Genomic DNA, 11,587 nt, shown 5'->3' on the forward strand with positions numbered 1-11,587 from the left:
GCCGGGTGCGACCGCGCGTCGGCATCGCCGGCGCCGACCGGGACCCAGTCCGCGCCGCCGGGCGCGCAGCTGCTGTACCTGATCCGGCACGCCGAGAAGCCCACGGGGAAGGGGGCGCCCTACGGTGTCGATGAGGACGGCGAGAAGGACAAGCACTCGCTGACCCCGCGCGGCTGGACCCGAGCCGGTGCGCTGATCGGGCTGTTCACGTCCGGCTATCGAGGAATCATGCTGCCGCGCACCATTTTCGCCGCCCGCCCCGATGGCAGCAAGCGGCCGTTGGAGACCGTCACACCCCTGGCGCGTCGGGTCGGCCTCGCCGTCGACGCCACGATCGGGCCCGACGACGCCGCCGCGGCTGCGGCCGCCGCAACCCGTGCGCCGGGAGTGAGCGTGATGGCGTGGGAGCACCACGCCATCCCGGCCATCGCCGCTGCGCTCGGTACCGTCGAGCCGCGCCCGCCTGCGGCGTGGCCGGGCGACAGGTTCGATGTCGTGTGGGAGTTCACCCGGGACGGCCTGGTCTGGCGGTTCACGCAGATCCCCCAACTGCTGCTCGACGGCGACCGCTCGACCGGTATCTGACGGGTGTATGTCGGGAGCGTGACGAGGCACACGCCAGCTCGTCGATCGTCCCGTAATCCGTGCAGGAGAGGATGAATCGGGCACAGCGGACGGCCCGGCGGGGGGCCCGGAGCGCGAAGTGCGGCGGGCGCCGGTGCACGTTCGTACATTGAGGGAATGACCCCGACCCACAGCTCGGCGACGGCCGAGCGGTCCGCGTTCCTCGGCCCCTTTCACGACCGCCGCGAGATGCTGCTCGGCGGAATCCTCGCCGCGCTCGCGGGAGCGACCGGCGCCGCGGCCTGGCTGTACTCGTCCGGCTGGTACGTGACCTTCATGACCGGCAACACGGAGCGGATGGTCCTCGAGAACGTCAAGGGCCGGCCGCACCTCGCGGTCACGGCCGCGGCCACGATCGTCGCCTTCCTGATCGGCGTGATCGTGGCGACGCTGGCCCGACTGTGGTTGTGGCGCAAGGCCCGCCACGGAGCCACCGTCCTCACCGCGGCATCGACCGTGGCCGCGTGGGGCGCTGACGCCACGATCTACGGCGGCCATCCCACCCTGGCGGTCGCGCCGGTCCTGTGCCTGGCGTTCGGCCTCGGTGCGCTGAACACCTCGATCAGCCGGCGCGGCGAGGTCGTCATGCCGCTGTCCTACGTGACCGGCACGCTCGTCAAGATCGGGCAGGGCGCAGCGCTGCACGTCGCCGGGGTGCGACGGTGGGCGTGGGTCGCGCAGGTCACCACCTACGCGGGCTTCCTGATCGGCGCAGGCGTGGGCGGCGTCGGATTCGCGGTGTTCGGCGTGGAGAGCTCGCTGTTGACCCTCGCCGTGTTCGCGGTGGCGATCGCCTTCGTCACCTGGTGGTTGGACCACCCGGGCTTCCTGGTACGCGACGTGCACTGATCGCGGGTTCAACCTGTCGAGTACCGGACACCACTGCGGTGGAAGGAATTCAGTGGTCGACTCGGGTGAGCCGGACGATGCGCCCGGGGGCGGCGGCATCGGTCGACGACAGGTAGTCGGCGAAGAAACCGGGGCTTGTGCGGTCCCAGTGCCGCGCGCCGTCGTCGATCGTGGCGGCGTAACCCGCCGAGAGCACCCCGCGTCGCACGTCCTCGGGGCGCGTGAACCGCTCCGCGCCGACGAACGCCGAAACCGTTCCGACCAAACGGAATCCAGGGTACGGGCATACGGCGTCCGTGACATCGCGCAGGTTGTAGCGCAGTTCCCGGGACCGGAGCAGGTCGAGGTCCGGCTCACCGACGGGGATGCACACGCCGTTCACCCGGTCTCCCTCGTCCGCGGTGAGGTCGCTGAACAGCACGACCGGCGGGCGGCCGCCGCGGTCGTCGAGATATGCCTTGTCGCTTTCTGATCCGTCGTTGGGGAAGGCGACTCCGAACGTCCGTCGGAAGCCGCGGCAGCGCGCGGGGATGCATCCGTCGATCGCGCAGTCCCGCAGGGTCGCCCGGAGCGACGCCGGACTCATGAGCGACCCGTACGCGAACACGAAGCGGCCGTGCGGCGGTGCTCCGCGGTCAGGCACCGTCGCTACCCGATGAGGACGGGCCCGGACTGAGGAAATCGACTGCCACTTCCCCGAATTCGGGCGTCGCGAGCGCGCCTGCGTGATCGCCGGGCACCTCGATGTAGCGCGCGTCGCCGAGCGACTGCGCCAGCGCCGGCCCCGATGCCCGTCGTTCGTCGCCGGCGCCGAGCACGACGAGGGACTCGGTGGGAACCGCCCCGAGCTCACTCGGCGTCGTGGGGACCAGGGTGTCGAGGACGGCGAGTAGCGCGCGGGGGTCGTTGCCGCTGCGCCGCAGCCATTCCGCGGCACCGTCGTCGCCTGCCCGGCCCTCGGCGAGCGCGGTCAGCATGGGCCGGTACCGGTCGCCGCGGCTGCCGCGGACCTGCTCCATCCCCTGTCCCCCGAGCAGGGCACGGGTGGGCCGCGCTCCGCGGACCAGCATGCGGACGGCCACCCGTGCGCCCAGCGAGTAGCCGCCGAGCGCATACGTCTCGAGGCCGAGCGCGTCGATGAGCGCGAGCCCGTCGGCGGCGAGCACGTCGGCGGGGGCGGCGTGCGGTCGGGCGCTCGCGCCGTGCCCGCGCAGATCGGGGAGGATCACCCGGAATCCCTGCTGCACGAACCGGTCCGTTATCCCCGCGTCCGACCACATGGCGCCTGTGGCGACGAAGCCGTGCAGCAGGATCACGGGGTGGCCCGCCCCGACGTCGCGATAGGCCAGGACCGTTCCATCCGGCGCGGCGAACGTGGATACGTGTTGCGATGGCATGCTCGGTCACCTCCGATCGCGTCGTCCGTATCGTGCCCTGCAGGGCACGATACGCCCGCGCCTGCCGCACCGGGGTGGGGCCGGGACTAGATTGACAGTCTGAACTTATCAGTCCAGACTGTCAATATGACTGAACCAGATCTCGGTGACGTCGCGGCAACCCTGCGCGTGAGCCTGGGGCTGCTACGCCGCAGCCTGCGCGCCGCCACCACGGACGGCGCGCTCCCTCTGCCCGAACTGACGGCACTCGTGCGGATCGACCGCCTCGGCGCGATGACCTCGGCCGACCTCGCCCGCATCGAACAGATCAGCCCGCAGTCGATGGGGGCGACGGTACGGGCCCTGCAGGACAGGGGGTTCCTGGCCCGGACTGCCGACCCCGCGGACGGACGCCGAGTGGTGCTGTCGCTCACCGACGCCGGGCGCACCGCCGTCGAGGCCGAGCGGGCCGTGCGCAATCGCCACCTGACCCGCGCGGTGGAGGCGGCGCTGAGCCCGGCCGAGATCGCGACGCTGGCGGCGGCCGTCCCACTGCTGCAACGGATTGCGGAGGAACTGTGAGCGCCGGCACGACGTCGGGGGCCGAGGCCTGCGCCGACGGTGCCGAAGGGATGACGCCGGGCGGGCGCTACCGCTGGATCGCGCTGGCCAACACGACGGCGGCGATGTTCATGTCGGCGCTGGACGGTTCGATCGTCCTCATCTCGCTGCCGGCGATCTTCCGGGGCATCGACCTGAACCCGCTTGCGCCCGGCAACGTCGGCTACCTGCTGTGGATGATCATGGGGTACCGACTGGTGCAGGCCGTCTTCGTAGTCACCGTGGGGCGGCTCGGTGACATGTTCGGCCGCGTCCGGATCTATAATGCGGGCTTCGCCGTCTTCACAGTCGCGTCGATCCTGTTGTCGTTCGACCCGTTCCACGGCCCGGGCGGCGCGATGTGGCTGATCGGGTGGCGCGTGCTGCAGGCGCTCGGTGGGTCGATGCTGATGGCGAACTCGGCGGCGATCCTCACTGATGCGTTCCCAGCCGATCGCCGGGGATTCGCCCTCGGTATCAACCAGATCGCCGGTCTGGCAGGGCAGTTCATCGGTCTCGTGGCCGGCGGCCTGCTGACCATCTGGGACTGGCGTGCCGTGTTCTGGGTGAACGTCCCCGTCGGTGTGTTCGCGACGATCTGGGCCTACCGCAACCTTCGGGAGACCGGCGTGCGGCGACCGGGCCGGATCGACTGGTGGGGCAACGTGACATTCGCCGTGGGACTGAGCGCCGTGCTGATCGGCATCACGGAGGGAATCCACCCGTACCGGGGCCAGGCGATGGGCTGGAACAACCCCGTGGTGATCGCTGAGATGGTCGGCGGCGCGGTACTGCTCGTGGCCTTCATAGTGATCGAGACGCGCGTGGCGGAACCGATGTTCCAGCTGGGGCTGTTCAAGATCCGCGAGTTCGCCGCCGGCAACATCGCCGGCTTCCTCACCAGGCTCGCGCAGGGTGGTCTGCAGTTCGTCCTGATCATCTGGCTGCAGGGCATCTGGCTGCCGCTGCACGGATACGATTACTCGAAGACGCCACTGTGGGCGGGCATCTTCCTACTACCGCTCACCGTCGGCTTTCTCGTGGCCGGGCCGGTGTCAGGGACACTGTCCGACCGGTTCGGCAGCCGTCGATTCGCCACGGCGGGCGCGCTCGTGTTCGCGGTGAGCTTCGTAGGTCTCATGCTGCTCCCTATCGACTTCCCGTACTGGCTGTTCGCGATCTTGGTGGCGCTCAACGGTGTCGGCGTGGGAATGTTCAGCTCGCCCAACTCGTCGTCGATCATGTCCAGCGTGCCCGCGGCGCAGCGCGGCGCAGCCTCCGGTATGCGCTCGACATTCCAGAACACGGGTACCTCGCTGTCGATCGGCGTGTTCTTCTCGCTGATGATCGCGGGTCTGGCCGGCTCGCTGCCGCACACCCTGACCGCGGGCCTCGAGACGCACGGCGTACCGACGGGTGTGGCGCAGCAGATCGGCGCCTTGCCTCCGGTCTCGTCGTTGTTCGCCGCGATCCTCGGGGTCAACCCGATCCGCGAGCTGTTGCAGCCCACGGGCGTCCTCGGCCACTTGACGCCGGCGAACGAGGCGGCCCTCACCGGCCACACGTTCTTCCCGTCGATCGTATCGGGCCCGTTCCATCAAGGGCTGATCGTGGTGTTCGGTGTGTCGGCCGTACTGGGTCTGATCGCAGCCCTCGCCTCGTTGTCCCGGGGGTCTCGGGAAAGCGATGAACGCGGTTAGATGATCTCGGCGGACTCATTCGCCATTCGATGCCGCCGGCCAACCCGGCACGCAGGCCGTCGACACCGGACTCCGCAGCGGACCGGGGCCAGGCCGTCTCGCCGCCCTCGGGCGTATCGACTCAAGGACATCATCGCCGAGCGGAACATGAACTTCGATGGCGCCGCGCTGCGGTGGCGCAATGTCGCCGAGCTCACGGAGCGAATAGTCGACCGCACTCTGGCGCGATCCGAGAAGGGAAACAATCTGCGCTGAAGCGGATCGATTATGCCCACTCGAATAGCGAAGGTGCGATTGGGGAAAGCTCCCTGCACATGGGAATCCCCTCCCGGAGGTGGCTGATTCCTTCGGGAGGGAACTCGTGGATGAGTGGTCCAGCTGTAGTGGGGATCAGGGGTGCGAGGTCAGATCACCAGCAGCCGTTGCCCCACCAGCCCGGGTGCCAGAAGCCGGGGCCCCACCAGCCCGGATGCCAGTGACCCCACGCCCAGTAGCCGGGGTGCCAGATGCCGGGGCCCCAGAAGCCCGGGTGCCAGTGAGGACCGCAGAACCACGTAGGGTGCATGGTGGCGGCATTCGAGGCGGTATCGCCGAACAGGAACACGAGAACCGAGAGGGTGAGGACCCCCACGGCCAGAGCAATCATTTTCTTCATGCCCGGCTATTCGCAGGGGGCGCGGTGACCGGTACAGGCATTCGCGGTATTTCACCCGTTTAGCGGAATATTGATCGATTAATTCTCCGGGCGCGGTGGGCGAATCGCTGCTGTGCGTGGCGGCCTCATGCTTGGGAACGGGACAGTGACCCGACCGGCGGCGGGTTCTCCCTGAGCCTCTCGTGGCACGGTGAGGCCACCGCGTGTGTGACCGTCTCGGCGCGGATCACCCGGGTACACGAGTACTCGGTTCTCGACCAGTGGGTGGGGACCGGATTCGAGCCCACCCCGAAGCAGATGGCTGAGCGCCACGCCGCCATCGAGCGGCGACGGCGGACGCTCCTCATCGGTGGCCCTGCCGATCTGTTCGGGCCGGGGTTCCCGCGGGCCGGCGAGCGCGTGACGATCGACTTGGGCGACCCCCGGCTGCGAAAGCATGGGTACCTCGCCGACCGAACCGACCGTGTGACAGGCATGCTGCGCGAGATTCAGGCCCTGCCGCCGGCGCCGGAAGGCGTCCGGTGGCATGCATGCACGCCGATCGTCGACACCGATGAACCGGTCGAGCGGATCCTGATCACGTTCGAGGTCGACCGGTGAGGCACGGGGACGGGACCGATGAGAGCGCCCGTGCCTGCGGCGGAGGCGCACCGGTCATGGCCGATTCGCCTATGGTCCCTCTGGCGCCGTACTTTTGACAGGTGGCCAGCCCCGCAGACGTAACCCCCGAACATCCCGACATGAAGGCGTGGCGCGCGGCCGATGAGGTCGCCGTCGACATCGACAAGGCGCTCGCCGGATGGGCGGCCTCCGCCCACGACGTCCTCGCCGAGACGGCGCACGTCTACGGCGCGTTCCTCACCCAGGCCGAGCTCGCCGCACGCGTGCAGGCAGACACCGGTGTCAAGGCTGGCGGGCCGGTGCGGGTATGGATCGACTCGCTGCTCGCTCGCGTCACGGAGAGCTGCCACGCCGCGGCCGAACCGCCGCTCACGGCGCTGTGCGTGCGCCTCGACCAGACGGTCGGTGACGCCTACCTGCACGTCCTGCGCGTCGCCGGCCTTCCGCGGCCCGACGACCTCGACATGCACGCGGCGTTCGCGCGGTTCCAGTGCTACCAGCACTTCGGCGCCACGATCCCCGCCGACGGCGGCCCGGTGCTGACGCCCCGCGTCGCGGACAAGCGCAAGGGGCGCGGCGCCGCAGTGAAGGCGGCGCCCGCGAAGGCCGGTCGCCCCGCACCGTCGGCCCGCACGCCCAAGGACCCCGCGGCGCGCCCGAGGAAGGCCGCGAAAGCCGCGCCGGCGAAGCCCGAGCCGCCCAAGCCGAAGCTGTGCCCGAACTGCTTCACGGAGCTGACCACGCAGGGCATCTGCGGGTACTGCAACGACTTCTGATCAGGTGAGGGATGCGACCGGCTCGGGCTCGCCGGCCGGTCGGCGCACCCGCGGGACCATCGCGCACATCACCGCACCGCATACGCACAGCGTCGCCGCGATGTAGAACGCGGGGTCGTAGCTGTGCAGCGCGTCCCGCAGGTAGCCCGCGCCGGTCGCCGCGAACGCCGCACCCAGCTGATGCGCCGCGAACAGCCACCCGAACACGACTGCCGAGCGGTCGCCGAAGTGCTCGCGGCACAGGGCGATCGTGGGCGGCACCGTCGCCACCCAATCCAGTCCGTAGAACAGGATGAACACCCACAGGCTGGGCGTCACGTGTCCACGGAGCAGCGCGGGTAGGAGCGCCAGGGCGGCACCGCGGCCGACGTAGTAGACGACCAACAGCACCCGTGAGTCGACGCGGTCGGTCAGCCATCCCGAGGCGATGGTCCCGACCACGTCGAAGACACCGATCAGTGCCAGCAGGCTGGCGGCGGTCGTCGCCGGCATCCCGCGGTCGCCGGCGGCCGGGATGAAGTGGGTCTGCAGCAGGCCGTTCGTCGATGCACCGCACACCGCGAAGCTCCACGCGAGCAGCCAGAAGGCCGGGTGCCGGGCCGCGTCGGCCAGCGTTCGCAGCGCGGCCGACGCGGCGCCGCCGACGTACGCGGGGCGGGCCACCACCTCGTCGGAGCCGTATGGCGGGATGCCCTTGTCGGCGGGGAACGACCGCAGCAGCAGGCCGGCCACCGGGACGACCGCCAACGCGACGGCGGTCACCAGCAGCGACGCGGTCCGCCAGCCGTACCGCTGCGTGAGCGCGGCGACGATCGGCAGGAAGATCAGTTGCCCGGTCGCGCTCGCCGCGGTGAGGACGCCCGTCACCAGACCGCGGCGGGCGACGAACCACCGGGTCGCGACAGTGGCCACGAAGGCCATCGAGCACGACCCGGTCCCGAGGCCCACCAGTACGCCCCAGAGCAGTATCAGTTGCCAGCTGGCGTTCATGAGCGTCGCGAGCCCGGTGCCCGCGGCGATCAGCGTCATGGCGCCGCACACCACGGGGCGCACCCCGACGCGATCCATCAGCGCGGCCGCGAACGGGGCCGTGAGGCCGTACAGGGCCAGGTTCACCGACATCGCCAGCCCGATCGTCGCGTGCGACCAACCGAACTCGGCGTGCAGCGGGTCCATCATGACTCCAGGCACCGACCGGAAGCCCGCGGCGCCGAGCATCGCCACGAACGTCACGGTGGCGATGACCCATGCGTAGTGGGGGAGGCGGATGCGAATGGGGTTGTTCACGGTCCCAGCTTCGCGGATCGGCCGGCGACGAAGCCAGTGGCATATATGACAACTTATGTAAGAATCGTGCCATGCACACCGTGGCCGTGCTCGTGATCGAGCCGCTCGTCGGATTCGACGCGTCCATCCCTCCCATGTGCTTCTCCGAGGCGGTCGACGATGCGGGACAGCCGCTCTACGACATCGTCACCTGCGGCGTCGCGCGCGAGCCGGTCGCCACGACCCGCGGTTACCGGGTGATCCCCGAGACCGGCCCTGAAGTGCTCGCGCGCGCCGACACCGTCGTCATCCCGGGGACCACGGTCGACGGCCCCCGCCACCGCGGCGTCCTCGGCGACGACCTGCGCTCTGCACTCGCCCTGATCCGGCCCGGGACCCGCATGGTGTCCATCTGCACGGGGGCGTTCGTCCTCGCCGCCGCGGGCCTGCTCGACGGGCGGACGGTGACCACCCACTGGAAGTACGGCGCCGACCTGCGCCGGCTCTATCCGAGCGTGCGGCTCGCCGAACAGGTGCTGTTCACCGACGACGGTGACGTGCTCACCTCGGCCGGCCTCGCCGCCGGGTTGGACCTGTGCCTGCACATCATCCGCACCGACCACGGTGCTGCGGTGGCGAACCGCGTCGCGCGGCACTGTGTGCTCCCGCCGGCGCGCGAGGGCACACAGCCTCAGTTCGTCGACCGGCCGGTGCCCGTGACCGGTACCGGGTCGACCGCCGCCGTCCGGGCCTGGGCGGCCGGGCGGCTCGACGAGCCGCTGACGGTGGGGGCCCTCGCCGATCGCGCCCAGCTGAGCCTGCGCACGTTCAACCGCCGGTTCCGGGAGGAGACCGGCCAGTCCCCCGGCGCGTGGATCCTGCGGCAGCGCGTCGACCTGGCGCGGGAACTGCTCGAGACCACCGACCTACCGGTGGACGAGATCGCGCTGCGTTCCGGTCTGGGCTCCGGGGCCGGCCTGCGGCAGCACCTGCGGCGTGACGTCGGAATGGCGCCGCTGCACTACCGACGCGCGTTCCGGGCGGTGTGAGCGCGGGGAATCTACGTCGGAGCGGCGCATGTGCCCGCTCGGACGGAGGCGCGCCGCGTGGACGTAGATTTCAGCGGAGCCTCGCCGATCGGGTAGTGCGCGCCAGGTTTGTGGCGGAGGACACATCGGCAGGGCTACCGTCGAGGTAGTCCCCGATTCAGCCGAGGAGGCACCCAAGTGCACCCGCCCGCTCGCGCCCTCGTCACCGCGAAAGCCCAGGCCATGCTGCGGCAGCTCCGTGACGCCCACGGTGCACTCATGTTCCACCAGAGCGGCGGCTGCTGCGACGGGTCGTCTCCGATGTGCTATCCGCTCGGCGACTTCATCGTGGGCGACCGCGATGTGCTGCTGGGCGTGCTCGATCTGCGCGCCGAGTCGGGGGAGGTCTCGCCCGACCTGCCCGACGGTGCCGACACCGTCCCCGTCTGGATCTCCGGTTCGCAGTTCGACGCGTGGAAGCACACCCAGCTGATCATCGACATGGTGCCCGGCCGCGGGTCCGGCTTCTCGCTGGAGGGGCCGGAGGGCGTGCGGTTCCTGTCGCGCGGCCGGGTGTTCTCCGATGACGAGGTGGCCCTGCTCCTCGACGCCCCCGCGCTGCGCGGCGCCGAGTACGAGGAGGGAGCCAGGCCGCCCGTGCCGGCCGACCCCACCGTGGTCGCCGTGGCGGAGGAGGCCTGCCCGGTCCCCCAGCGCTAGGTGGCCGACGGTGCCGGATCTCCGGCGCCGGGCATGATGGACGGGTGAAACAGCGCGTCGCCTCCCTCACCGGTCTCCGCGCGGTCGCCGCGGCGGCCGTGTGCGCGACGCACGCCGCGTTCTCGACAGGCCGCTACACCGACGACTTTGCGGGCCACTCCTGGGCCCGACTCGAGGTCGGGGTGCCACTGTTCTTCGCGTTGTCCGGATACCTGTTGTTCCGCCCGTGGGTGGCCGTCCTGACCAGCGGATCGGACCGACAGCCGGCGCTGCGTCGCTACGCCTGGCACCGGTTCCGCCGCGTGCTGCCCGCGTACTGGCTGGTGGTGACCCTCGTCTACCTGATCGGGCTGGTGCGGCAGGAGTCCAACCCATCGGGGCACGGCTTCGTCGGCTACCTGCGGCACCTCCCGCTGATCCAGATCTACGAGTTCGGGTACATGCGGGTGGGGCTGACGCAGACGTGGAGCCTGTGCGTCGAGGTCGCGTTCTATGTCGTGTTGCCGCTGATCGGGTGGTTCCTCACGGTGCTCGTGTGCCGGTACCGGTGGCGCCCCGCGCGGCTGCTCGTCGCCCTCGCAGTGCTCGCCGTGGTGTCCCCCGCCTGGGACGCGATCGCCCCGCACGTCCCCAACATCACCGCGCGGATGTGGCCGCCCGCGTATCTGTGGTGGTTCCTCGGCGGCATGGCGTTGACGGTCGCCGAACCGCTCGTGCGTGCCTGGCCGCGATGGGCGACGCCGTCGTGCCTGGTGGCCGCGATGGCCGCCTATCTGGCCGCGTGCCTCGCCGTGGCAGGGCCGCCGACGATGATTCCGCAGAACGTCGGCCAGGCCGTTCTGAAGTCGGCGTTGTACGTGGTGTTCGCCGTGGCGGTGATCGCGCCGCTCGCGTTGCCCCCGGCGGCGGCTCGCCGCGGCTGGTACGACCGCCTGCTCGCGAGTCGTCCGCTGGTCTGGCTGGGCGGCATCTCGTACGAGTTCTTCCTGGTGCACCTGATGGTCATGGAGATCCTGCTGACCAACGTGCTGCACTGGCACGTGTTCACCGGGAACGTGGTGCTCGCGTTCGTGTACACGAGCGTGGTCACGGTGCCGCTCGCCTGGGCGCTGCGCAGGATCACGGCGTTCGGCGAGAATGGGCCGGGTACGCCGGCCATTCGAGGGGAGCGACGGGAGGTGACGCATGAGCGAGGCGCACATCGACGCTCCGATTCGCAGGTGGTGTGAGGCCAGGGCGATCCCCGGTCGCCGCCCCGACCTGTCCGACGCCGCAGCGCTGCTGATCGCCGCCGGGCGCCTGCCCGAGCCGACCCGCGAGGTGGTGCTGCGACGGCTGGGTGCCGGCCCGGTGAGCGGTGCCGGGCCGGTGG

13 protein-coding genes and 1 pseudogene are annotated in these 11,587 nt (G+C 70.5%); 10 read left to right on the forward strand and 4 right to left on the reverse strand.

Translation table 11 applies throughout. From position 1 onward, the window contains the following. Both ABD908_RS24485 and ABD908_RS24490 read left to right on the forward strand, forming a co-directional pair. Positions 1-585: hypothetical protein (locus ABD908_RS24485; RefSeq protein ID WP_345000986.1), on the forward strand; the 585-nt coding region annotated here is incomplete at its 5' end. Positions 586-741: 156 nt separating this feature from the next. After that, entirely contained in the window at positions 742-1,473 is a 732-nt protein-coding gene (locus tag ABD908_RS24490) for a DUF1275 family protein (protein WP_345000988.1), read from the forward strand. Between the two features lie 49 nt (positions 1,474-1,522). Here ABD908_RS24490 and ABD908_RS24495 read toward each other — a convergent pair whose 3' ends face one another. Both ABD908_RS24495 and ABD908_RS24500 read right to left on the reverse strand, forming a co-directional pair. Continuing rightward, positions 1,523-2,116 carry a gamma-glutamylcyclotransferase family protein gene (locus ABD908_RS24495; protein WP_345000990.1) on the reverse strand — a complete coding sequence of 198 codons (594 nt, stop codon included), beginning with the start codon at positions 2,114-2,116 and terminating at the stop codon, positions 1,523-1,525. Then, positions 2,109-2,870: an alpha/beta fold hydrolase gene (locus ABD908_RS24500; RefSeq protein WP_345000992.1), complete on the reverse strand. Its 762-nt coding sequence runs from the start codon at positions 2,868-2,870 to the stop codon at positions 2,109-2,111. Before ABD908_RS24500 ends, ABD908_RS24495 begins: the two co-directional genes overlap by 8 nt. A 126-nt stretch (positions 2,871-2,996) precedes the next feature. Here ABD908_RS24500 and ABD908_RS24505 point away from each other — a divergent pair, with 126 nt between their 5' ends. Together ABD908_RS24505 and ABD908_RS24510 are read left to right on the forward strand one after the other, a co-directional pair. Continuing rightward, positions 2,997-3,431, forward strand: a complete 435-nt coding sequence (locus tag ABD908_RS24505; protein WP_345000994.1) for a MarR family winged helix-turn-helix transcriptional regulator — start codon at positions 2,997-2,999, stop codon at positions 3,429-3,431. A 50-nt stretch (positions 3,432-3,481) separates the two neighbouring features. Then, positions 3,482-5,149 carry an MFS transporter gene (locus ABD908_RS24510; protein WP_345001008.1) on the forward strand — a complete coding sequence of 556 codons (1,668 nt, stop codon included), beginning with the start codon at positions 3,482-3,484 and terminating at the stop codon, positions 5,147-5,149. A gap of 409 nt (positions 5,150-5,558) precedes the next feature. Here ABD908_RS24510 and ABD908_RS24515 read toward each other — a convergent pair whose 3' ends face one another. Then, entirely contained in the window at positions 5,559-5,804 is a 246-nt protein-coding gene (locus ABD908_RS24515) for a hypothetical protein (protein ID WP_345000996.1), read from the reverse strand. 207 nt (positions 5,805-6,011) lie between these two features. Between ABD908_RS24515 and ABD908_RS24520 the strand changes: the two genes are divergently transcribed. Both ABD908_RS24520 and ABD908_RS24525 read left to right on the forward strand, forming a co-directional pair. Then, entirely contained in the window at positions 6,012-6,404 is a 393-nt protein-coding gene (locus ABD908_RS24520; protein WP_345000998.1) for a hypothetical protein, read from the forward strand. Positions 6,405-6,505: 101 nt separating this feature from the next. Further along, complete coding sequence (locus ABD908_RS24525) at positions 6,506-7,201, forward strand: hypothetical protein (protein WP_345001000.1); 696 nt, start codon at positions 6,506-6,508, stop codon at positions 7,199-7,201. Here the strand turns inward: ABD908_RS24525 and ABD908_RS24530 are convergent, their stop codons facing one another. Next, on the reverse strand, positions 7,202-8,419 hold the full coding sequence (locus ABD908_RS24530; protein WP_345001010.1) for an MFS transporter: 1,218 nt from the start codon (positions 8,417-8,419) through the stop codon (positions 7,202-7,204). A gap of 140 nt (positions 8,420-8,559) precedes the next feature. On the opposite strand from ABD908_RS24530, the gene ABD908_RS24535 reads away from it, so the two are divergent. The 4 genes and pseudogenes from ABD908_RS24535 to ABD908_RS24550 form a co-directional block, all read left to right on the forward strand. Further along, the gene (locus ABD908_RS24535) at positions 8,560-9,516 is read left to right on the forward strand and encodes a GlxA family transcriptional regulator (RefSeq protein WP_345001002.1); all 957 of its coding nucleotides are present in this window, start codon (positions 8,560-8,562) and stop codon (positions 9,514-9,516) included. Positions 9,517-9,693: 177 nt separating this feature from the next. Further along, positions 9,694-10,215: a DUF779 domain-containing protein gene (locus ABD908_RS24540; RefSeq protein ID WP_345001004.1), complete on the forward strand. Its 522-nt coding sequence runs from the start codon at positions 9,694-9,696 to the stop codon at positions 10,213-10,215. A 44-nt stretch (positions 10,216-10,259) separates the two neighbouring features. Continuing rightward, positions 10,260-11,444, forward strand: a complete 1,185-nt coding sequence (locus ABD908_RS24545; RefSeq protein WP_345001006.1) for an acyltransferase family protein — start codon at positions 10,260-10,262, stop codon at positions 11,442-11,444. Next, positions 11,401-11,587 (forward strand): annotated as a pseudogene (locus ABD908_RS24550) (hypothetical protein); the annotation flags it as partial. The gene ABD908_RS24545 and the pseudogene ABD908_RS24550, both read left to right, overlap by 44 nt.

Source organism: Tsukamurella soli (assembly GCF_039541155.1).
In the GTDB taxonomy this organism is placed as follows: Bacteria; Actinomycetota; Actinomycetes; order Mycobacteriales; family Mycobacteriaceae; genus Tsukamurella; species Tsukamurella soli.